Raw genomic sequence first — 21694 nt, forward strand, 5'->3', positions numbered from 1 at the left:
ATCAGGGTTGTCGGGTGGTGCCCCCACAGGAGTTGAACAGATGACCAGGATCGACCGATGAGCGAGCGAACCGAGGGTTACGCCAGCGCTGTCGTGGCCATCGCACAGGCCGAGGATGCGCTCGACCGCGTGACCGAGGAACTGTCGGCAGTGGGTCGCGCCGCTGCGGGGAACGAGGAACTGCGCCGCGTGCTGTCGGACCGCACAGTCCCGGCTTCACGCCGCATCGGAATCGTCGAAGACTTGTTGGCGAGCCAGGCGTCGCCGGTCACGCTCAACGTGGTGGCGATGCTGGTCGGCGCCGGGCGCGGCGGCGACATCGATGCCGTCGCCGAGGAGGCTCTCACACAGGCAGCCGCCACCCGCGGAGGGGCAGTGGCCGAAGTCCGCGCGGCTGTCGCGCTCACCGAACATCAGATCGCACAGGTCGCCGAGGCCCTGACCCGCGCCAGCGGCCGCAACGTGACCGTCCATGTCGTAGTGGACCCCGAGATCATCGGAGGACTTACCGCCCAGATCGGCGACACAGTCTTCGACGGTTCGGTACGCACTCGGCTCGACAAGATGAAGGAGCGCCTGTCGTGACCGACTTGAGCATCAACATTGGCGACATCACCTCCGCGATTCGCCGAAATCTCGAAGGCTTCGACCCCGCCATCGAATCGGGCACCGTCGGGCGCATTCTCGAGGTCGGCGACGGCATCGCACGGGTCTCGGGGCTGCCCGGCTGCTCGGTGAACGAGATTCTCGAGTTCTCGAGCGGCGATGTGGGCTTGGCGCTGAACCTCGACGAGGATTCGATCGGCGCCGTAGTGCTCGGCAGCGTCGAGCACATCGAGGAAGGCCAAGCGGTGCGCGCCACCGGCCGCATCCTGTCGGTCCCCGTCGGCGACGCCGTGCTGGGACGAGTGGTCAATGCGTTGGGAGAGCCGATCGACGGCCAAGGCGAGATCGCCGGCGCCATCGAGCGCCGCATGGAGATCCAGGCCCCTGGTGTGATGGGCCGCAAGCCGGTGCACGAGCCGCTGCAGACCGGCATCAAGGCCATCGACTCGATGACGCCCGTCGGTCGGGGACAGCGCGAACTCATCATCGGCGACCGCAAGACCGGCAAGACATCGGTAGCGGTCGACACGATCCTGAACCAGGCCGGCTTGGGTGTGAAGTGCATCTACGTGGCCGTCGGGCAGAAGGGCTCGACGGTGGCCCAGGTGGTGAACACGCTGCGCGAGCGGGGCGCCATGGAGTACACCGTGGTGGTCTCTGCGCCGGCGGCAGACTCTGCACCCTTCAAGTACTTGGCGCCCTACGCGGGCTGCGCAATGGGCCAGCATTGGATGGAGACCGGCGACCACGCCCTCATCGTCTATGACGATCTGTCCAAGCAGGCCGAGGCCTACCGCCAGATGTCACTGCTGCTGCGCCGGCCGCCAGGTCGTGAGGCCTACCCAGGCGACGTCTTCTACCTGCACAGCCGTCTTCTCGAACGTGCCGCCAAGCTGTCCGATGCGAATGGTGCTGGCTCGCTGACGGCGCTGCCGATCATCGAGACCAAGGCGGGCGATGTCTCCGCGTACATCCCGACCAATGTGATCTCGATCACCGACGGGCAGATCTACCTCCAGGACGATCTGTTCAAATCCGGCGTGCGCCCCGCAGTCGACGTGGGCATCTCGGTATCGCGGGTGGGTTCTGCAGCGCAGACCAAGGCCATGAAGAGCGTGGCTGGCACCCTCAAGATCGACTTGGCCCAGTTCCGTGACCTCGAGGCGTTCGCCACCTTCGGCTCCGAGCTCGACGCCGTGTCGGCAGCCCAGCTCGGCCGTGGCTACCGGCTGGTGGAGCTCCTCAAGCAGGGGCTCAACTCGCCGATGCCGGTCGCCGAGCAGGTAGTCGTCATCTACGCCGGAACCAACGGCTACGTCGACGGCGTTCCGGTCGAAGACGTCAACCGCTACGAAGACGAACTGCTTGCGTACATGAGCACCCGCCACAGCGCGTTGATGTCCGATATCGGCTCCACCGGCGACGTGGACTCCGCTGCGCTGCAGGCGGCCGTCAAGGCGTTCACCGACCAGTTCGTGAGCACTGCCGAAGGCAGCGACGGCACAGCCGATGCCGCCGACGCTGCGAGCGCCGACGCCGTCGCAGAGGGCTGAGCGGAGGGCTGAGCACAGATGGCAAGCGGTCAGGAGCGCATTCTTCGGCGTCGCATCAGGTCGATCGACGCCACCAAGAAGATCACGCGCGCCATGGAGCTGATTGCTGCGTCACGCATCGTCCGTGCGCAAGCGCGAGTTCGTGCTGCGCGGCCATACAGCGACAAGGTGACGGCGGTGATCGCCAACCTGGCCTCTGCCGGTGGCGAGGCCGACCACCCGCTCCTGCGCGAACCCGCTGAGGTCGCCAAAGTGGCCTACGTAGTCGTTGCCGCAGACCGAGGTCTGTGCGGCGGCTACAACAACAACGTCCTGCGGGCGACCGAGCGCGCGATCGCTGCCGACGCCGCAGAAGGCCGCGACTATGAGCTCGTGCTGTCGGGACGCAAGGCGCTCGGCTACTTCCGCTTCCGCGATTACCGCATCGCCGCCGGTTTCGAGGGCTTCAGCGACCAGCCCAGCTATGCCGACGCCCAGCAGATTGCCGCAGCAGCGACGGATCTCTTCGAGAACGGCTGCCAGCGGGTGATGCTGGCCTACACGCAATTTCATTCGATGGGCAACCAGTCCGTCGCGATTGTGCCGTTCATGCCGCTCGACACGGGCGAGCTCAGCGATGGCGACCCTGGCCCTGATGGGGGCGCGGCCGCGGGCGGTCCCGCAGGCGGCTACGAGTTCGAGCCCGAGCCAGCCGTCATCCTCGAGCGCCTGCTGCCGCGTTACGCGGAGGCCCGGCTGTACTCCGCGGTGCTGGAGGCTTCGGCATCGGAGCACGCGGCCCGCCAGCGGGCGATGAAGGCAGCCACCGACAATGCCGAGGATCTGAAGACCAATCTCACGCGCGTCATGAACCGTGCCCGTCAGGACGCCATCACCACCGAGATCATGGAGATCGTCGGCGGTGCCGAGGCCCTGTCCCAGACTGCCGGCGGTGAAGTCGACCTGCTCTCAGACACCATCGAAGCCCGCACGGCGAATCTGTTCCGCGCACGCGAGTAGCCCCACCGAACCTCCGCTTTGCCCACAGGAGCGACAGACATGACGATGACCGAGACCCGAAACGCCGAAAACTCGGCCGAGCATGCCGATGGCCGCGTTGTGGCCATTGCGGGCCCGGTCGTCGACGCGGAGTTCCCGCCAGGCGAGATCCCTGAGATCAACACGGCGGTCGAGATGAACGTCGAGCTGGAGGGGCAGCCTGTCACCATCACCGGCGAGGTCGCCCAGCAGATCGGCGACAACCGTGTGCGAATCGTGTCGATGAAGGCCACCGACGGTCTGACACGCGGCATGGCGGTCGTCAACACCGGACAGGGCATCTCCGTGCCGGTGGGCGACGGGGTTCTCGGACACATCTTCAACGTGCTCGGCGAACCGCTCGACGGCGAGGATGTCACCGAGGGCATCGCGGGCCGCTGGGAGATCCACCGCCCGGCGCCCGCCTTCGACACGCTCGAGCCCAAGGCCACGATGTTCGAATCGGGCATCAAGGTGATCGACCTGCTCGAGCCCTACGTGGAGGGCGGCAAGATCGGCCTCTTCGGCGGCGCCGGCGTGGGCAAGACGGTGCTCATCACCGAGATGATCAACCGTGTTGCCTCCCAGCACGGCGGTGTGTCGGTCTTCGCTGGGGTGGGGGAGCGCACCCGCGAGGGCACCGACCTCTATCTCGAAATGGAGGAGTCGGGCGTGCTCGAGAAGACGGCGCTCGTGTTCGGCCAGATGGACGAGCCGCCTGGCGTCCGGCTGCGCGTGGCACTGTCGGCGCTGACGATGGCCGAGTACTTCCGTGACGTGCAGGGCCAGGAAGTGCTGCTGTTCGTCGACAACATCTTCCGATTCGTGCAGGCCGGCTCAGAGGTGTCCACCCTGCTGGGCCGCATGCCCTCCGCGGTGGGCTACCAGCCCAACCTGGCCGACGAGATGGGCGAGCTGCAAGAGCGCATCACCTCGACGTCGGGCCACTCCATCACGTCGTTGCAGGCGGTGTATGTGCCAGCCGACGACTACACCGACCCCGCGCCGTTCACTACGTTCACCCACCTCGATGCCACCACGGAGCTGAGCCGCCAGATTGCTTCGCTGGGCATCTACCCCGCAGTCGATCCGCTGGCGTCCACCTCCACCATCCTGAGCCCTGAAGTAGTGGGCGACCGGCACTACAACGTGGCACGTCGCACGCAGGAGATCCTCCAGCGCTACAAGGAGCTGCAGGACATCATCGCCATCCTGGGTCTCGACGAGCTGTCCGAGGAAGACCGCATCACCGTCGATCGGGCACGCAAGATCCAGCGCTTCTTGAGCCAGCCGTTCTTCGTCGCCGAGGTCTTCACCGGACTGCCGGGCATCTTCGTGCCGGTCTCGGAGACCATCGAGTCCTTCGAGATGCTGTGCAACGGCGACCTCGACGACCTGCCTGAGCAGGCATTCCTCAATGTCGGCAACGCCGAGTCTGCGATGGCCAAGGCCCGTGACCTCGCGCAGGCTGGGTCCTGAGCGGCGCCGGCGCACCGAGACTGATCCGATGATGGTCGAGCCCCATGCAAGTTGAACTCGTCTCGCCGGAAGCCGTGCTGTTCAGCGGCGAGTGCACCCAGGTGGTGACTCGCACGGTCGACGGCGACATCGCATTCCTGGACCATCACGCTGCCTTCATCGGCGCGCTCGACATCGGCCAGACTCAGCTGTGGGCGACCGATGGCGTCGTGACGCTGGCGCTCAACCGCGGTTTCGTCGAGGTCAGCAACAACGTCGTGACGATCCTCAGCGATGCGGCATATGCAGCCGACGAGATCGACGTTGCCGAGGCTCAAGAAGATCTCGAGGCAGCCCGAGTCGCAGTGGCGGCCGATGCAGACAACGACGAGGCCAAGGCGGCCTTGGAGTGGGCCGAGACCCGAATCGCGGTCGCTGGCGCCGCCTGAGCGCAATCGCCCTGCCTTCACCAGGAATCACGCGTCGCCGCTGATTGCCGCTGGGCCGTTCCGCCGCGAATGTCGTGGTGTAGGCGCAGTGCCTGCAAACATATGAGAGTCCTGCTTCATCCCTGAAAGGACTTCTCATGATCGAACCCTCGACCCAGTTCATCCTCAACACCTTCATGTTCTTGGTGTGGGGCGCGCTGATCATGTGGATGGCAGCCGGCTTCACGATGCTCGAAGCCGGTGCCGTGCGCACCAAGAACGCGTCGATGATCTGCTTGAAGAACATCGGCATCTACTCGGTGGCCGGCTTGGCGTTTTACGTTGTCGGCTACAACCTGATGTACGTCGATGTCGGCGACCTGTGGGGCAAGTTCACGTTCTTGTACGGGCCGAGCGCCGATGAGTTGGCGTTGATCGGCGGCGACGCAAGTGCAGAGGCCGCAGTGGCCGCGCAGGGCTACTCGGTCATGTCGGACTGGTTCTTCCAGATGGTGTTCGTGGCGACGGCAGCATCGGTGGTGTCGGGCGCGATCGCCGAGCGCATCAAGATGTGGTCGTTCTTCGCGTTCACGCTGGTCTTGACCGCCATCATCTACCCGATCGTGGGAGCGTGGACCTGGGGTGGCGGCTGGCTGGCGCAACAGGGATTCCAGGACTTCGCGGGCTCCACGATCGTGCACAGCACCGGCGGCTGGGCAGCGCTGGCCGGAGTGCTGGTGGTTGGCCCCCGGCTCGGCAAGTTCCGCAAAGACGGCTCGGTCCGACCCACGCCGCCGTCGAACGTCCTGGTCGTGACGCTAGGCGTCTTCATCTTGTGGCTGGGCTGGTTCGGATTCAACGGCGGATCGCAGCTCGCACTGGGCAGCGTGCTCGATGCCGTGGCGATGAGCAACGTGCTGGTGAACACCAACCTTGCCGCCGCTGCCGGTGTGGTGGCAGCGATTGCGGTCTCGCGCACCCTGCTCGGACGCATCGACCTGTTCGCCGGGCTCAACGGCGCGATCGCCGGCCTGGTGTCGATCACGGCAGGCCCCGACATCACCGACCACTGGTGGGCGATCATCATCGGTGCCATCGGCGGCGTCATCTGCACCGCAGCCATCAAGGGTCTCGAGCTTGCCAAGGTCGACGATGTCGTCGGCGCCATCCCGGCGCACCTCGTCTGCGGCATCTGGGGAACCCTGGCAACGGCAATTGCGGCGGGAGCTCAGTTGCACATCCAGCTGCTGGGCGTCGTGGCGGTCGGTGCCTTCGTGTTCATCGCGTCGTTCATCGTCTGGAAGGCCATGGATCTCACGATGGGATTGCGAGTCTCCAAGACGGTGGAGCAACTCGGTCAGGACACCGGAGAACTCGGCATCGAGGCCTACCCCGAGTTTGTGCTGATGCCCGAGGACTTCGACGAATAGCTGCATCGGCTCGGCTGCTTTGCGCCGAGCTGGCGCGGCCGTCTCAACCGTTGATGTGTTGCAGTTGCTGCAGGCTCTCGACGGCGCGGTAGTAGCAGCCCGGCCGGGACGAGCCGTCGGCGTCGCGGGTGTGGCATGCACCTCCGCCGTCGCGCCGGACCCGGTACAGCAACGAGTTCTGCTCGCAGTTCACCCGCACCTCGACTAATGACAGAGTGTCGCCTGAGGTGGCGCCCTTGTGCCAGATCTCGTTGCGTGACGTGGAGTAGAGCACGGCGCTGCGCCGCTCGAACGTCAGTTGCAGCGCCTCGTCGTTGGCATAGCCGATGAACAGCACATCGCCGGTGTCGGCGTCCTGGAGCACGACGGGCACGACTTGGTGGCCGTCACGGCCGATCTGGGCGACCTTGCCGAAGTCGATGCTGGCAACGGTGCCTTCTTCGAGGTCGTTGTCGTTGGATGCGTCCGGCGATAGCTCGGTCCTGGAGCGGTGATCGTGTGTCTCAGCCATGGCTCAGGTGAAGTCCACTGCGGCGTAGGCGCTGAGCTTGTCGATGTCGTGCGTGGCTTTGATGTGGCGCACGGTGCCGCTGCGCGAGCGCATCACGAGCGAGTCGGTAGTTGCGCGGTGCGCAGAGAACTTCACACCGTTCAGCAGTTCACCATCGGTGATGCCGGTCGCGGCGAAGAAGACATCGTCGGACTGCACCAGATCGTCGATGTGCAGCACACGCTCTAGGTCGAAGCCGGCCGCTGCAGCCGCCTGGCGTTCGTGGTCGTTGCGCGGCCACAGGCGACCCTGCAGCTCGCCGCCCAAGCACTTGAGCGCCGCCGCGGAGATGATGCCCTCGGGTGTGCCGCCGATGCCGAAGAGCACATCGGTCGAGTCGCTCGCAGCGGCAGATATGGCACCGGCTACATCGCCGTCTGGGATGAGCCTGATGCGGGCGCCGGTCTCGCGGATCTCCCCGATCAGCTCGGCGTGGCGGTCGCGGTCGAGCACCACGGCGGTGAGGTCGCGCAGGCCCTGCCCGGTGGCCTCTGCTATCGCTCGCAGATTCTCCGCAGGCGACCGGTTGAGGTCCACGACTCCCTTGGCGTCGGGACCGACAGCGATCTTCTCCATGTAGACGCACGGTCCAGGGTCCAGCATTGTGCCGCGTGGCGAGACGGCGATCACCGCGATGGCGTTGCCGCGCCCCAACGAGGTCAGCGTTGTGCCGTCGATGGGATCAACCGCGACATCGGTCAGTGCCCCGGTGCCGTCGCCGATGAACTCGCCGTTGAACAGCATCGGCGCTTCGTCTTTCTCGCCCTCGCCGATGACGACGATGCCGTCCATGGGCACGGTGGACAGCACGACCCGCATGGCGTCCACGGCGGCGCCGTCGGCGCCGTCTTTGTCCCCTCGGCCCATCCAGCGCGAGGCCGCCATGGCTGCCGCTTCGGTGGTGCGGACCAGTTCGAGCGCAAGGTTGCGGTCGGGGGTCTGACGGGAGAGATCCGGACTCTCGGTGCGGCTTCGGCCGCCGAAGGATCTGCGGTTGTCATTCACGTCCGCCGACCCTAGAGGATGCACGCACAGGTGAGCCTTCTGGATTCGGCGCTCAGCCCCGCGGAGCGGTCACCGTCGAGAAAGCCGCCGACGCTAGCTTCGCTCCGGTGACTAGCGCCTCAATGTCATCGGCACGCGCCGACCTCGCCGTCGTGGGGGCGGGCATCATCGGCCTGGCCACCGCGCACAGGTATCTGACAGCCAATCCGGGAAGCCGGGTGGTGATCTGTGAGGCCGAGGAGCGTCCCGGGCTGCACCAGACCGGTCGCAACTCGGGTGTGCTGCACTCAGGCGTGTACTACCGGCCGGGGTCGGCCAAGGCGTCCTTGGCGGTCGCAGGGTGTACCTCGATGGTCAAGTTCTGCCAGGAGCGCGGCATCGCGCACGAGGTGTGCGGCAAGGTGATCGTGGCGGTGGACAGCTCTGAGCGCGAGCGGCTCGGAGCTCTCGCCGCGCGTGCGGCGAGCAATGGCGTTGCGGCGGAGCTGATCGACGCGCGCCGGCTCGCGGAGCTGGAGCCCCATTGCGCCGGGGTGGAGGCGCTGTTGGTGCCCAGCACCGGGATTGTCGACTACAGCGCCGTGTGCAGCGCGCTGATCGATGAGGTCGAGGCCGCGGGCGGTGAACTGCGGACGAACGCCGCAGTCGTCGGGATCGTCCCTGCTGCGGACCGTGTGCGGATCACCACGACGTCCGGTGACGTAGAAGCGAATTGGCTCGTGAACTGCGCCGGACTGCGATGTGATCAGGTCGCAGCATTCGTAGGCGCCGCAGGCGGCTACCGGATCGTCCCGTTCCGCGGCGAGTACTACGAGCTGGTGCCCGAGCGGTCCTGCCTCGTCAACAACCTCATCTACCCGGTGCCCGATCCCAGCTTCCCGTTCCTGGGAGTGCATCTCACCCGCATGATCGACGGCACGATTCACGCTGGCCCCAACGCAGTGCTCGCACTGGCCCGCGAGGGCTACAGCTGGACCGACATCAGCCGAGCACAGCTGCGCGAGCACGTCGCCAACCGGGGCCTGTGGCGACTCGCTCGCCGCTACTGGCGCACCGGCGCGGGAGAGGTGTGGCGGTCATTGAGCAAAGCTGCGTTCGCCCGGGCGTTGCAGCGGCTCGTGCCCGACATCGAAGCCGATGATCTCGTGCGCTCGAAGGCCGGTGTGCGCGCCCAGGCGATGGATCCGGCGGGTGAGCTCGAGGAGGACTTCGCGGTTACGGTCGCGGGCCGCAGCACCCACGTGCTGAACGCCCCGAGTCCGGCAGCCACCTCCAGCCTGGAGATCGCCAAGATGATTGTCGACCGGATCGACCGCTGAACCGGGCGGCTGTTCAGCACCCGAGCGTGTCGAGCCACTCGCCGATGTGCTCGACGACAGCCCGGCGCGCTGCAATCGTGCTGGGGTCGTGACGGGCGCCGTCGATGAAACGCAGCGTGACCGGACCCCCGATCGCCTCGGTGTGCTCGCTCAGTTCGTCGGGAGTGGCGAATGGGTCGCGCGTGCCTGAGACGAACAGGCACGGCACGTCAATCTGGCTGAAGTGCGCAGTGCGCAGGCGCTCGGGTCGATCGGGCGGATGGAGCGGGTAGCTGAGCAGCACGAGCCCGGCGGCGGGAGCACCTGCGGCAACTGCCATCGAGCAGACGCGGCCGCCGAAGGAACGGCCGCCGATCGCCAAGCTCGCGGGCGGCACGCCGAGTTCAGCAGCGATGAGTGGCAGGTCGCCCACCAGCTCGGCGGTGACTGTCTCTGCCCGCGGCGGCGCGCGCCGACCGGAGCGTCGGTACGCGAAGTCGTGCCTGCGAACAGGCAGCCGGTCGGCCAAGGCCGCTTCGATCTCGACGAGGGTGCGGTGATTCGCGCCGCCGCCTGCGCCTGGCGTCAGCAGCAGTCCCTGGGCTTCGCTCATGGTGGCGTCATCACGATCCTCGACGCGCTCATGTGCCGGTCATGGCTGCAGTGTCGGCGGCGATGACCCATCGGGGTCTGTCGCGGCATCGGCGGGATGCAGTTCCTCGAGCTTGTGCCCGCTGCGTTCGGAGAGCCACAGCACCGCGATGCACGCCGCGACCAATGGCCCGACCCATAGCAGGGAGATGACCTCGCCGAAGCTGCCCCACGCAGTTCGCAGTCGCCCTGCGATGAGCACGCCTGCAGCTGCCCCGCCCACGCCCATCGCGCCGGTCAGCGTCGCCGCACGTGCTCGCACAGCAGTCGGGAAGAGCTCGCCGCGGTAGACGCCGAGCGACGGCAGCAAGCCCGCCGACAGCATCGCCCCGATGAGACCCAACACCCACAAGGCCGCACCGGACACGTTGAACATCACTACGAGCGATCCCAAGCCGGCAACGGAGGCGACCGCCAGGATGATGCGCCGGCCACGGGAGTCCGCGAGTCGGCCCGCCGCATAGACGGCAAGACCGGCAGGCGTCGCGGTGCCCAGCACAAACAGCGAGACCAGCGCTGCGCTGAAGCCGTGCTCGTCGCGGAGGTACTCGTTGCGGAACCAATCGATCGGGCCCAAGAACAGGCCGAACGCCAGGTAGATGCCGCCGAGGAGCGCAATCGGACGCCAGTAGCCGCTGAGAGCCACGTCCCGGCCGCGGCGTTCGAATCGACGGCTCTCGGGAAGTCGTCGCAAGAGCGGCCGCATGCCCGCCAGGGCGATGAGCGGCACGCCGAACAGCAGCCTCCAAGCCCACGGAGCGAGGTCGGAGAAGGGCTGGAGCCACACGACGACCCCGGCACCGAGCGCGGCAGCCATGGCCAGCACCGACAGGCACCACGCCCGGCAGCCCGCCGGGATCTCCTCCAGCGCCATGACCACGATCGTGGCGCCGAGCGCAGCGTTTGCGGTGCGACCGACCAGCAGCGCGGCACCCAGCCACACCATCGAAGGCGCCAGCGCCGCCAGCGCTGCGCATGCGACCCCTGCGACCATGGCGCCGGCCACGATGCGGCGCCTCCCGTACCGATCGGCGAGCACCGACACGCCGATGGCCAGCAACGTTCCGATGCGCACCACCGCACCCAAGATTCCTTGAGCGGTCTGGTCGGCCCCGAATTCGTCAGCTGCGTAGGTGTGCAGCTCCGAGGGGGCATTCGCCAAGTACCCGCTGAGCATCGCCGCAGCAGCAAGCATGGCCATGACGGTTGCCGAGCGGGCATCGAGGCGCCGGGGTGGCGCCCATACCGGCTGCGTTCCATTTCCGGTCCTGCCCCTGCGCATGGCATGACGGACGGCGAGGTTGACCGCAGGCCCAAACCACGGCACTGCAAGGCGCCACTCCACGGTCTCGGTGACGTCATAACGGGGTGCGATGCCGTCGGCCTGGCCTTGTGACCCGCTGGCCTCGTGCTGCGCGGCCGGCGAGACCCGGACGAGACGCGAGTAGCTGGTGAACGGCCCCTCCTGCAGATCGAAGCGATGACCGCCGCCGAGTGCGGTGGCCGCCGTCTCAGCCACGATGTCGTCGCGAGGGCGCAGCAGCGCTTCCACCTCGGAGGCATCTGCAGCGAACGTGCGCACCAAGCGGGTCACGGCGGCGGGCCTAGCACACCTGCGGACCCGACATTTGCATCGCGTGACGACAGCGCGCCCCGTCCAGCGCCCGAGAGACGGGGCCGGTCGGCGAAGCGATGGCAGCAGCGGTCCGCTGGCGAAGCCAACCTCGCTCAGACGCAGTCGCTGCTGCTGCGCCGAGGCGGGCTTGCCACCGCGGGTGCTCGGGTCGTGGTATCGCTATGTCGGTGGATGCCGCAGCCCCTGCCCAGAGCGACACGATCGTGGCCGGGCGCACCGGCGCGCTCGAAGGCGAGGTGCAGATCGCCGGCGCCAAGAACAGCGTGCTCAAGCTGATGGCGGCCTGCCTGCTGGCCGAAGGGCGGCACTCGTTGGCCAACGTGCCGGACATCTCCGACGTGTCGCTCATGTGCGAGTTGCTCGAGGCGATGGGCGTGACGGTGACGCGCACCGACCATCGGCTCGCCATCGACGTGCCGGCCGAATTGAACACCTCCGCGCCCTACCACCTCGTGGAGCGCATGCGGGCTTCCATCGTTGTGCTGGGTCCGTTGCTGGCGCGTTTCGGCGAAGCCCGCGTGGCGCTGCCGGGCGGGGACGACTTCGGGCCGCGGCCGATCGACATGCACTTGCGGGCGCTGGAGAGCCTGGGCGCAACCTTCAGCACCGCTCATGGCGACATCTCGGGCACTGCCGGCGTGCTCAGCGGGGCAGAGATCGTGCTGGAGTATCCGTCGGTGGGAGCGACCGAGAATGTGCTGATGGCCGCCGTGCGTGCGAAGGGCCGCACGCTCATCGTGAATCCGGCGCGCGAACCTGAGATCGGCGATCTCATGAACTTCCTCAACCAGATGGGGGCACAGGTCGGCTGGGCAGGCGACCGGTTGGCGATCGACGGCGTGGAACACATGTCGCCCGTGAGGTCCGACGACGGTTATCGGGTCATTGCGGACCGCATCGAAGCAGCCACGTTCCTCGCGGCGGTCGGCATGTGCGGTGGCTCGGTGCTCTTGCGCGGTGCCGTGGCCGACCATATGACGATGCTCACTCGCAAGCTCACCGAGATGGGCCTCCACATCGTCGAGGACGCCGCCGGCGTCAGGGCGACAGCAGGCGGGCGGCTCTCGTCCGCCGATGTCTCGACGCTGCCCTATCCGGGCTTGGCAACCGACTGCAAGCCGTTTCTTGTCACGATGCTGACCACCGCGTCCGGCGTCGGGATCGTCACCGAGAACATCTTCATGGGGCGCTTCCGCTACATCGACGAGCTGCGGCGCATGGGTGCGGACATCCGCACCGAGGGTCATCATGCCGTCGTGCGGGGCGCCGAGCGCCTGTCGGGAGCGCCGGTACGCGCACCCGACATTCGAGCCGGCGCCGCGCTCGTGGTGGCGGGGCTCGCAGCCGATGGTGAGACCGAGGTGGCCGACGCCGCCCACATCGACCGCGGCTATGAGGATCTGGTCGGCAAGCTCGCCGGTCTGGGCGCGGCGATTTCGCGTCACTGAGGCGTGCCGCATTCTGTGAGCCTCGCTACCGTCGGCGCGCCGATGGAACCTGTCCACGATTCGCTCCGTGCCGACATGGCCGACCTCTTGGAGGCTGCGCGCTCGGGGCAGCGCCGCGCCCTGGCACGGGTGATGTCCCATACCGAGCGCGGCGGTCCGCAGGCCCGCGCGCTGGGCGCGCTCACGTTCGCGCAATCTGGTAGCGCCCACACGGTCGGCATCACCGGCGCGCCTGGCGCCGGCAAGTCCACGCTCAACTCGGCGGTTGTCGGAGTGGCGCGCGAGCGCGGCGAACGGCTGGCGGTGCTGGCGATTGATCCGTCGTCGCCGTTCAGCGGTGGAGCGATTCTGGGGGACCGGGTGCGCATGTCCGATCACACCTTCGACGAGGGCGTCTACATCCGCTCGATGGCCACCCGGGGACATCTCGGCGGTCTCACCTTGGCGACACCGTTGGCGGTGCGGGTGCTCGACGCGCTCGGCTGGCCATGGGTGGTGGTCGAGACGGTAGGCGTCGGCCAGGTCGAGACCGAGATCGTGGGCGCGGCCGATACCACCGTCGTGGTGGTGAACCCGGGCTGGGGCGACTCGGTCCAGGCCAACAAGGCGGGCCTGATGGAGATCGCGGACATCTTCGTGGTGAACAAGGCCGACCGGCCGGGTGCGTCGGAGACCTGTGGGGACATCCGTCAGATGCTCGACTTGTCTGCCCCCGGAGATTGGGATCCGCCGATTCTGACTTCGGTCGGCACGACGGGTGAGGGCACGGCCGAGCTTTGGGATGCCGTGCGCGCGCATCGCGACCACTGCACCGTCTCTGGCGAGCTCGAGGCGCGTCGCGCTGCCCGCACCCAAACCGAGCTCGAAGAGATCCTGCGAGCCAGCATCGCCGAGCGCGTCGCCGCACTTGCTCAAGGCCCTGCGGCGCAGCGTGTGCGCCAGCAGCTCGCTCTTCGAGAGTTGGACCCCTACACCGCCGCCGAAATGCTTCTCGACGAGGCGGAGTAGTTCGCAGTCGAGTTCCTGGGCCGCCTCGGGATCGGATGCTCAGTCGAGTTCGCCGCGGGCAAGGGCGAAGACCGCCTCGCGCTCGTTGGGGTGCAGATTGCGGTCGAGGAGGCGCAGGTCAGCCGCTGCACGCAGGTGCGCTCGGATCTCGTCGGCGCCGAACTCTTTGAGGAAGGCGCGGGCGAACCGCGTCCGGAAAGCGTTGATGACCGCTCGGGCCGCGGCGTGGTTGTCCGGCGAGGCAGTCCGCAGCCGGACATAGGTCGACGCGGCATCGAACGCAGCGTCGCCGGCCGCTGCGTTCGACCAGTCGATAACCACCGGGCCCTCGGGCGTGATCTTGACGTTGTCGGGCTGCAAGTCCAGATGCACCACAGAGTTGCCGCCCGAGACCTTGGCCCAGCCGCTGGGAGCAGGCACGTCGCCCAGCAGTCGATGCAGCCGTGCCAAGCCCTTGACGTGCCGCGGCACGAGCCACGGCTTGGCCGCGAGCTCGTCGAGCATCGTGGGGCCCGAGAGACGCTCCATCACCACCGAGTGGTCGTCGGGCTGTTCGATGACCTTCGGTGCCGGAAAGCCGTAGTGGCGCACGTGCTGCATTGCCTCGGCTTCATGACTCACGTCTCTGCCGCGCAAGCTCACGCGGATGATGTGCGGCCCATAGGCACGCATTTCTGAGTCTCGGCCCATGCCCAGCAGGGGACCCGGCTCATGTCCCGTCGGTCCTTGCTGTCGTTCGAGGATTCGTGCCCGCAGCGCGCGCAGGTTCCGCTTCCAGACGCGTTCGAGCACCATCGAGGCGGGCTGCTGTGCGATGCGCGAGCCGAAGTACCACGGCAAGGTGAGATCTTCGGACCAAGTGAAGAGCGTGCCTTCAGGGCTCGGGGTGAGCGTGAAGCGTCCGGTGCCTCGCACGGCCCCCTGGTGGGAGATGCCGAGTGTGTGCGGCGGGTCCCACTCGATGACCTCGATACGGTCAGTTGTGCGCAGCGGGCCGAACCTGGTCAAACAGTCGAGCGTCGTGCCGACACCCTCGGTCGTCTCGGAGGTGAAAGCGATCGACGCGGCGTCGGCCATCCATTCGACATTGCGGGCGAGGTCGGCCGCGTAGTCCCAAACCTCCTGCGGCGATGCAGGGATGTCAATGGAGACCTCGATGCCCATGCTCGTGATTGCCTTGTCGATGTCGTCCGTGGTCGCGAGCCGCGATTTGCACTCTTGGCACGCCGTGGCTGCCGACGAGCGGCCAGTGTATGAACCGACTGCTTGAGCGGTGTGTCGCGCGTTGCGGCGGGCGGTTCGCGTCGGACAGCACCCGTAGCCTCACGGCATGAGCGCCGCGCAGAACCGGACGGCCCAGCATCAGCAGGACCAGCGCCCCGCCTATCTCGACTGCGCCGCGTCAACACCGATGCGGCCGTGTGCAGTCGAGGCCATGGTGCCGTTTCTTGAGACGCAGTTCGCCAATCCGTCGGGGGCGCACCGTATGGCGCGTCGGTCGAGGGCCGCCATCGACGACGCTCGCGAAGTCGCCGCGCACGCGCTCGGCTTCGATCCGCACGGCATCGTGTTCACCAGCGGCGGGACCGAGGCTGACAATCTCGCGGTGCACGGCGTCACGTCTGCCACCGGCACAACGGCTCTCTGCCCGGCGACTGAGCACCATGCTGTCCTGCATCCGGTCGAAGCCGTCGGGGGGCGAAAGGTGCGGGTGGATGCCGGCGGTGTGGTCGACCTCGAACATCTGGCAGCTCAGCTGCATCCCGATGCCGGCCCGCCGGTGGGATTGGTCTCAGTGATGCTCGTCAACAACGAGTCCGGTGTCGTTGCCGATCTTGATGCCGTCGCCGAAGTCGTGCGCCGTCACGCACCCGACGCGACGCTCCATACCGACGCGGTGCAAGGGGTCAATTGGGTCGATGTCGCGGCAGCCGCCAGTGCCGTCGATCTGCTGTCGCTGAGCGCCCACAAGTTCGGCGGACCCAAGGGCGTCGGGCTTCTGGCTGTGCGACCCGAGGTGCCGCTGTCGGCACAACTGCTGGGCGGCGGTCAGGAAGCAGACCGGCGAAGCGGCACGCACAACACCGCCGGCATCGCTGCGCTGGGTGCTGCACTCGCGGAGCTGACAGCGACGCGCGACGCCGACGTCTGCCGTATCGGCGCCTTGGCCGCTCGGCTGGCCGTCGGGCTGCTCGGCGCTATCGACGGTTGCGCCGAGACTGTCACGCGGTCGAGCCGGGCCGCCGGAATCTGCCAGTTGCTGATCGAGGACATCGAGACCGAAGCGTTGCTGGTGCTTCTCGACCGGTTCGACGTCATGGCGTCGGCAGCGGCCTCTTGTGCATCGGGCGCAATGGAACCGAGCCATGTGCTGGCCGCCATGGGAGTCGACCGCCAGGCAGCCGCTGGCTCGTTGCGCCTGTCGCTGGGCTGGTGCACCGAGCCGTGGGAGATCGATCGAGCGATCGAGGCGATTCCACAATGCGTGAAGCAGCTGCGATGACCCAGCGAGAGAGATCGGCTGCGAGCAGACCGCTGCGCTCAGCAGCGACCCGCGGCCCGCTGCTCGTTGCGATGTCCGGCGGCGTTGACAGTTCGGTCGCCGCCGCTCTGTGCTTGGAGGCGGGCCATGAGGTCGTCGGCGTCACGCTGAAGCTGTGGGGGGGTCCTCAAGACCAAGGCTGCTGCGCGGTCTCAGACGTGGACGACGCCCGCAGGGTGTGCCAGCAACTGGGGATCGACCATTTCGTCTTCAATTATGCGGCCGAGTTTGAACGCGATGTCGTCGATCCGTACGTGGACGCACACCGGCGGGGTCTCACGCCGAACCCGTGCATCGCCTGCAACCGGCACGTCAAGTTCGACGTTTTGCTGGACCGTGCCCGTCGTCTGGGCTTCGAGCGTCTCGTCACGGGCCATCACGTTCGCATCAGCGCACGAAGCGGCAACCGACGGCTGCAGCGCGGCACCGACGCCGCGAAGGACCAGTCTTACGTGCTGTACATGCTGTCGGGAGCAGATCTGGCGGACCTGTGGTTTCCGGTCGGCGACTATCGCAAGGACGAACTGCGCACGCTCGCATCTGAACTCGGGCTGCGAACGGCCCAAAAGCCAGAGAGCCAAGACGTGTGCTTCATCACCGACGCCGCCGGCAGGGAGCGCTTCTTGGCTGAGCGCATCGACCTGCATCCGGCGGAGCTGGTCGACACGTCCGGCCAGCGCGTCGGCACCGCGCCGGCGGTGGAGCTGGTGACGGTTGGCCAGCGCAAGGGCCTGGATCTCGGCGGTGCGCCGCAGCGGCGATATGCGGTCGAGGTGGACATCGGCTCCCGCCGTGTCACGGTGGGCGGGGCCTCTGAGCTAGCGGCACGAGGTGTCCGGCTCGTCGATCACCGTTGGGCCAGCGGATCCGTCGAAGGCGACGTCTTGGCACAGACCAGTGCGCATAGCGCAGCACTTCCGGCGTGCCTCGACGCCGAGGGCCAGTTGCACTGGAGGGAACCCCAGCGCCGTGTTGCTGCTGGTCAGGCCGTCGTCTTCTACGACGGCGACGAGGTGCTCGGCGGTGCAACCGCTGCGGGACCTTTCACATGAGGCGTACAGGTTCCCCCAACGGCGCCGGCGATGATCCCCCTACCCCCTGGGCATTGCGCAGAGGCGTCTCGACGGCCATCACGCTCGGGGCGCTCGTCGCCGCTGTCGGTGTCGTGCTGGCAGTGTGGCTGACGCGCGGCGGCGAGCCCAGACCGGCTTATCCGAGCGGCTTGCAGGCGGTCACGCCTGTGCCTGGCGCCCAAGTGCCGCACCAGAGCCCCGTCGGCGCTCGGCTCGAGGCTGGCTGGAAGCTGACACTCGTCATCAACGAGACGACGATTCCTGCCGGCCAGCTCGACGCCGGCACCACCCAGCTCGGCGAGTACTTCTTCTCCCCGGGCGACGGCAAGGTCATCGAGAAGCTGCGCAGCGGGCGGTCATGCGCCCGGTTGACCGCAACGCCAACGATCGACACCGAAGCGACCGACTTCACCTACGAATGGTGCTTCTCGACGTTCTGATCTCGATTGCGGCGTCGGGTCCACTACGCGGAGGTGACGTCACCGGTGGCCAGCAGCGCTTGCAGGCCGTTGTCGTCAAGGATTGGCACGCCGAGGTCGGTGGCCTTGTCGAGCTTGGTCTGTCCGGCACGCGCTCCTGCCACCAGAGCAAACGTGCTCTTGTTGACGCTGCCCGGAGTCTTGCCGCCTCGTGCTGTGATCGCAGCCTTGGCTTCCTCGCGGCTGAGATGCCAGCCATCGAGATTGCCCGTCACCACGACCGATTTACCTGCGAGCACCTGCGGCGCATCCAGCTCGCCGTCAACTCGGTCGAAGCGCACCTGCGCTGCGCGCAACTGCTCGACAAGCGCCCGATTGTCCTTGTCGGAGAAGAAGCCCGTGACGCTATCGGCGATAGTCGGCCCGATGCCGTCAATCTCGGCGAGTTCCTCCGCAGAGGCGGCTATGACGGCGTCGAGCGAGCCGCAACGCTGTGCAAGCATGCCGCTAGCTGTCGGCCCCAAGTGCTCGATCCCGAGTCCGATCAACAGGCGCTCCAGCGGTGCGTGACGAGCATCGCCGATACTGCCGATCACATCATGCGCTGATTTCCACGAGAAGCCTTCTAGGCCGTCGAGCAGGGCCGGGTAGAGAGACGCCGCCGCGATGCACTCTGGGACGGATCCCATGAGCACTCCGCCGTAGTCGAATCGTTTTGGCGCCGACGTGTCTGGCGTGGCCGCTGGAACTTCGTACGGGGGCGACGCCGAGCGCAGCCGATCCAGGAACGCTTTCCGCTTTGGACGCGTGAAGGCACGCCCAGCGTGAACGAGTCCGTCGTCAGCGGCGAGATCCTCGGCTTTCAGGCGAAACAAATCGGCGGGGTCGTGAACCCAGCCGGCGTCATAAAGATCAATGACCGTCTGCTCACCGAGACCCTCGATGTCAAGGGCTCCGCGGCCGACGAAGTGCTCGATGCCCGCGATGACACGCGCCCCACATTTCCGGTTCACGCAGTAGGTGTTGGCGTCATCGCCCTCGCGCTGAAGGGGCCGACTGCAAGCAGGACAGACCGCGGGGAAGAACCACTGTCTTGAGTCCTCGGGGCGCTCGGCGAGCACGGGGCCGACCACTTCGGGGATGACGTCGCCAGCTTTGCGCACGATCACCGTGTCACCGGGGCGGACATCCTTGGCGGCCACTTGGTCCTCGTTGTGCAGCGTCGCCAGTGCCACTGTGGACCCGCCGACGAACACTGGCTCCATGTGCGCGTATGGCGTGGCGCGGCCCGTTCGCCCGATCGAGACCATGATGTCGATGAGGTTCGTCGTGCGTTCCTCGGGCGGAAACTTGTACGCGACCGCCCAGCGTGGTGCCCGACTGGTGGAACCGAGCTGCGACCGAAGCGCCAAGTCGGACACCTTCACGACGACACCGTCGATCTCATACGCGGGTCGGTGACGATCGCGCTCCCACCGACTGCAGAAGCGCTCGACCTCTTCCAGTGAGCCGAATGTGCTGATCTCCGGGTTCACCGGCATGCCGAGCTGGCCCAAGTACTCGAAGACCTCGCCTGCGTCGCTGAGTTCAGGGCCGCCGACCAATTCGCCGATGTCGTAGCTCCAGAACGACAGGCCTCGCGTCGCGACGATGGAAGGATCCTTCTGGCGCAGGCTGCCCGCAGCCGTATTCCGAGCATTTGCATAATCGGGATGGCGGCGCTGCACATCGACCGGCGTGAGCTTGGCTAGCGACTCGAGCTTCCGTCGCTCGCCTGCCGGCATGTCTTCGGTAGCGCCTGCAAGCTGCTGCCTGGCGCTCTCTGCGGCCTCGGTGAGGTCGCGACGCGCCTGGGCCTGCGCTTCATTCAATTCGCGGAATTTGTCCAACGGCAGGAATATCTCGCCGCGCACCTCGATGACCGAGGGCGCCGGCGATGCCGTGCTCAGTTCCCGGGGGATGTCTGCGATGGTCACGACATTCGCGGTGACGTCTTCGCCGACACGTCCGTTCCCCCGTGTCGCTGCCTGGGCAAGGCGGCCATGCTCGTAGCGAAGCGAGACGGCCAGCCCATCGAACTTGAGCTCGCAGATCAGCTCCGGTTCGGCCACGGCCACCTCAGGGCCGTTTTCGTCCTGCTCATCGGACTCTGCGTCGCCGAAGAGGGTCGGTTGAGCCGCAGCGAGACCCCGCATGACGCGGCCGTGCCAGGCCCGCAGTTCGTCGGAGTCCATCGCGTTGTCGAGCGACATCATCGGGCTCGCATGGACGACTTCGCTGAACAGCGCCGACAGTTCTGCACCGACACGTTGGCTGGGCGAATTCGGGTCGACAAAGTCGGGATAGCGGGCCTCGAGTTCGATGAGCTCGCGCTTGAGGGCGTCGTACTCCCCATCGGGCACCGAGGGCGCATCGTCTCGGTGATACTCGACGTCGTAGCGGCTGAGCAGCTGCTCCACATGCCGCATGCGGTCGAGATCGCGTTGCATGGCCGGGTCGCTGGCGTCGTTCAACATCGCACTGCCGAGAGTACTGAGGGGGTGCAACAGCAATGCCTCCAGTCGGCGCATCGGAAGTGGGTGATCGCAAACACCTCCGTCGGGCGGTGAATCACGCCGTTCAGAGGCGAGACTCTGGCTGTGGGAGCAACACTTCGAGCGCACCCGACCCTGTGGTTGATGCGGCTGTTGTGGTTGGTGATGCCGTGGAGCGTGGGCGCCGCGGCAGCGGATGCGCTCGGTGCCTGCTCGGAGACATCGGCACGCATCGTGAGCGCGGAACTGTGGGCCGTTTGGGCGCTCGTGCTGACGGCGACTCTGGTGCGCCGGCCGTGGGCATTGACGGTCATCCGCATCGCCGCGCCGGCCAGCGTCGGCGTGGCAATCGGCTCGGTTGTGGCCGCGGTGTCTTGGAACGCCGACCTGGCCGCCCCGCGTGCCGCGACCGCCATCGCGGGTGCCGCCATCGCGACTGCCATTGCGCTGCTGCCCGAAACCGGCAACTCCATGATCGACGGCCTCAGCTATGGCAACGAGCGACGGCTGCTGCTGCGCACCCCGTTCCTGTTGGCGATCGCCCCTGTCCCGCTGGTGTGGACGGCCGTCGTCGTCGGCATCGCAGCGCCGGCGGTGCTGTGGGCCATTGAGCAATGGATCTGGGCCGTTGTCGCCACGCTCACGGGGCTCACCTCGGCTGCGCTGGGCTTCCGGTCGCTGCATCAATTGGCGCGTCGCTGGGTGGTGTTCGTCCCCAATGGCTTCGTCCTGCACGATCGCATGGCGACGCGCGAGCCGTTCCTGCTGCGCCGGGTCGACATTGCCTCGCTCGGTCCCGCGCCTGCCGATATCGATCTCACTGCAGACGACCTGGTCGACATCAGCAGCAACGCGCTCGGTCCGGTACTGCTCGTCGAGCTAGACGGTCAGGTTGAGGTGGTACCGCGCACGACCGGCACCGCCCAGGTCCTCGCAGTGTCACGGGTGCTGTTCAGCCCGACCCGTCCGGGCGAGATGCTGGCCGAAGCCGCCCGCCGCCGACTTCCCCGCTGATGTACCGCCAGTACCCTCCCGCAT

The 21694-nt window shown here is 67.1% G+C and carries 19 protein-coding genes; 13 read left to right on the forward strand and 6 right to left on the reverse strand.

From position 1 onward, the window contains the following. Positions 1–57 precede the first annotated feature (57 nt). The 6 genes from atpH to ACOOF5_RS10130 all read left to right on the forward strand — a co-directional run bounded on the left by atpH (position 58) and on the right by ACOOF5_RS10130 (position 6492). The gene (atpH, locus tag ACOOF5_RS10105; RefSeq protein WP_420438737.1) at positions 58–585 is read left to right on the forward strand and encodes an ATP synthase F1 subunit delta; all 528 of its coding nucleotides are present in this window, start codon (positions 58–60) and stop codon (positions 583–585) included. After that, positions 582–2159: a F0F1 ATP synthase subunit alpha gene (atpA, locus tag ACOOF5_RS10110; RefSeq protein ID WP_420438739.1), complete on the forward strand. Its 1578-nt coding sequence runs from the start codon at positions 582–584 to the stop codon at positions 2157–2159. Before atpH ends, atpA begins: the two co-directional genes overlap by 4 nt. An 18-nt stretch (positions 2160–2177) precedes the next feature. After that, positions 2178–3158, forward strand: coding sequence for a F0F1 ATP synthase subunit gamma (locus tag ACOOF5_RS10115; protein ID WP_420438741.1), 981 nt, complete (start codon positions 2178–2180; stop codon positions 3156–3158). 45 nt (positions 3159–3203) lie between these two features. Then, positions 3204–4655 carry a F0F1 ATP synthase subunit beta gene (atpD, locus tag ACOOF5_RS10120; protein WP_420440943.1) on the forward strand — a complete coding sequence of 484 codons (1452 nt, stop codon included), beginning with the start codon at positions 3204–3206 and terminating at the stop codon, positions 4653–4655. A 44-nt stretch (positions 4656–4699) separates the two neighbouring features. After that, positions 4700–5083: an ATP synthase F1 subunit epsilon gene (gene atpC / locus ACOOF5_RS10125; protein ID WP_420438743.1), complete on the forward strand. Its 384-nt coding sequence runs from the start codon at positions 4700–4702 to the stop codon at positions 5081–5083. Positions 5084–5220: 137 nt separating this feature from the next. After that, positions 5221–6492 carry an ammonium transporter gene (locus ACOOF5_RS10130; protein ID WP_420438745.1) on the forward strand — a complete coding sequence of 424 codons (1272 nt, stop codon included), beginning with the start codon at positions 5221–5223 and terminating at the stop codon, positions 6490–6492. 43 nt (positions 6493–6535) lie between these two features. Here ACOOF5_RS10130 and ACOOF5_RS10135 read toward each other — a convergent pair whose 3' ends face one another. Then, complete coding sequence (locus tag ACOOF5_RS10135) at positions 6536–7003, reverse strand: phosphoribosyl-AMP cyclohydrolase (protein WP_420438747.1); 468 nt, start codon at positions 7001–7003, stop codon at positions 6536–6538. Positions 7004–7006: 3 nt separating this feature from the next. After that, entirely contained in the window at positions 7007–8047 is a 1041-nt protein-coding gene (gene glpX, locus ACOOF5_RS10140) for a class II fructose-bisphosphatase (RefSeq protein ID WP_420438749.1), read from the reverse strand. Positions 8048–8154: 107 nt separating this feature from the next. Here glpX and lhgO point away from each other — a divergent pair, with 107 nt between their 5' ends. Further along, positions 8155–9366, forward strand: a complete 1212-nt coding sequence (gene lhgO, locus ACOOF5_RS10145; protein WP_420438751.1) for an L-2-hydroxyglutarate oxidase — start codon at positions 8155–8157, stop codon at positions 9364–9366. A gap of 13 nt (positions 9367–9379) precedes the next feature. Here the strand turns inward: lhgO and ACOOF5_RS10150 are convergent, their stop codons facing one another. Both ACOOF5_RS10150 and ACOOF5_RS10155 read right to left on the reverse strand, forming a co-directional pair. Then, a complete protein-coding gene (locus ACOOF5_RS10150; protein WP_420438753.1) occupies positions 9380–9958 on the reverse strand; it encodes an alpha/beta family hydrolase in 579 nt (192 codons plus the stop codon). 39 nt (positions 9959–9997) lie between these two features. Beyond that, complete coding sequence (locus ACOOF5_RS10155) at positions 9998–11590, reverse strand: MFS transporter (protein ID WP_420438755.1); 1593 nt, start codon at positions 11588–11590, stop codon at positions 9998–10000. Between the two features lie 209 nt (positions 11591–11799). Here ACOOF5_RS10155 and murA point away from each other — a divergent pair, with 209 nt between their 5' ends. After that, on the forward strand, positions 11800–13080 hold the full coding sequence (gene murA / locus ACOOF5_RS10160; RefSeq protein WP_420438757.1) for a UDP-N-acetylglucosamine 1-carboxyvinyltransferase: 1281 nt from the start codon (positions 11800–11802) through the stop codon (positions 13078–13080). 42 nt (positions 13081–13122) lie between these two features. Then, the gene (meaB, locus tag ACOOF5_RS10165) at positions 13123–14088 is read left to right on the forward strand and encodes a methylmalonyl Co-A mutase-associated GTPase MeaB (RefSeq protein ID WP_420438759.1); all 966 of its coding nucleotides are present in this window, start codon (positions 13123–13125) and stop codon (positions 14086–14088) included. Between the two features lie 39 nt (positions 14089–14127). Here the strand turns inward: meaB and ACOOF5_RS10170 are convergent, their stop codons facing one another. Next, a complete protein-coding gene (locus tag ACOOF5_RS10170) occupies positions 14128–15252 on the reverse strand; it encodes an SRPBCC family protein (protein WP_420438761.1) in 1125 nt (374 codons plus the stop codon). A gap of 166 nt (positions 15253–15418) precedes the next feature. Between ACOOF5_RS10170 and ACOOF5_RS10175 the strand changes: the two genes are divergently transcribed. The 3 genes from ACOOF5_RS10175 to ACOOF5_RS10185 are packed head-to-tail and all read left to right on the forward strand — an operon-like array spanning position 15419 to position 18143. After that, positions 15419–16591: a cysteine desulfurase family protein gene (locus tag ACOOF5_RS10175; RefSeq protein WP_420438763.1), complete on the forward strand. Its 1173-nt coding sequence runs from the start codon at positions 15419–15421 to the stop codon at positions 16589–16591. Next, on the forward strand, positions 16588–17682 hold the full coding sequence (gene mnmA / locus ACOOF5_RS10180) for a tRNA 2-thiouridine(34) synthase MnmA (protein WP_420438765.1): 1095 nt from the start codon (positions 16588–16590) through the stop codon (positions 17680–17682). The genes ACOOF5_RS10175 and mnmA overlap by 4 nt, the downstream gene beginning before the upstream one ends. Then, positions 17679–18143: a hypothetical protein gene (locus ACOOF5_RS10185; protein ID WP_420438767.1), complete on the forward strand. Its 465-nt coding sequence runs from the start codon at positions 17679–17681 to the stop codon at positions 18141–18143. The genes mnmA and ACOOF5_RS10185 overlap by 4 nt, the downstream gene beginning before the upstream one ends. Before the next feature lie 23 nt (positions 18144–18166). On the opposite strand, the gene ligA is transcribed toward ACOOF5_RS10185, so the two are convergent. Continuing rightward, positions 18167–20638 (reverse strand): NAD-dependent DNA ligase LigA, encoded by a 2472-nt coding sequence (gene ligA, locus ACOOF5_RS10190; RefSeq protein ID WP_420438769.1) that lies wholly within the window; start codon positions 20636–20638, stop codon positions 18167–18169. Positions 20639–20800: 162 nt separating this feature from the next. On the opposite strand from ligA, the gene ACOOF5_RS10195 reads away from it, so the two are divergent. Beyond that, a complete protein-coding gene (locus ACOOF5_RS10195) occupies positions 20801–21670 on the forward strand; it encodes a hypothetical protein (protein WP_420438771.1) in 870 nt (289 codons plus the stop codon). Positions 21671–21694: the final 24 nt, after the last annotated feature.

It is taken from the genome of Candidatus Poriferisodalis sp. (assembly GCF_965214215.1).
Taxonomy (GTDB): Bacteria; Actinomycetota; Acidimicrobiia; order Acidimicrobiales; family Poriferisodalaceae; genus Poriferisodalis.